The sequence below is a fragment of the Streptomyces sp. URMC 123 genome, assembly GCF_051386515.1.
Classification (GTDB): domain Bacteria; phylum Actinomycetota; class Actinomycetes; order Streptomycetales; family Streptomycetaceae; genus Streptomyces.
This window is the reverse complement of record NZ_JBPQTV010000701.1, coordinates 1-512: the sequence shown is the minus strand read 5'-3', so window position 1 is coordinate 512 and position 512 is coordinate 1. Positions and strand designations below refer to the sequence as shown.

The window sequence follows — 512 nt, the reverse complement described above, 5'->3', positions numbered from 1 at the left end:
ACGGGGGCTCAGGCGCGCCCCGGAAACGCACCGCCGCGCGAGCGACCCTGGGCACCGGGCCACGCGGCCGGGCCGCGACGGCGGCTGAAACGGATGTCGCGGCGAGCGCTGGGCGGGCCGGGCCGCTGCGAGCGGCGCGACGGCGCGCAGCGGGGGCGGATCGGTGGCCCACCGCGGGGGAGGCGGCCGTGCGGAGGCTCCGCTTCCCCGCGGGGGCGGGCCGCGCGGGCCGGCCGCCGGGAGCGAGCCCGAGGTCGTCCCAACCGCGCCGGAGGCGAAACGTAGACTCGGCGGGTGACCGTCACCGCTCCCGTCGGCGAGCCCGCCCCGGCCGCCTCCGCTTCCGCCGCGCGCCGCCGTGGCCCCCGTATCGGCGTGCCGCGGCGCCTGGCCCCCGCGGGCCTGGCCGCGCTCGCCGGGGTGCTGCTCTATCTCAGCTTTCCGCCGCGCCCCCTGTGGTGGCTCGCGCCGCCCGCGCTCGGGCTGTTCGCGCTCAGCCTGTACGGGCGGCG

Annotated in this window: 1 pseudogene; it reads left to right on the top strand. The window is 81.8% G+C overall.

Annotated elements, in window-relative coordinates:
- Positions 1-294 precede the first annotated feature (294 nt).
- Positions 295-512: pseudogene (locus tag ACSNOD_RS31705) on the top strand (apolipoprotein N-acyltransferase); the annotation flags it as partial.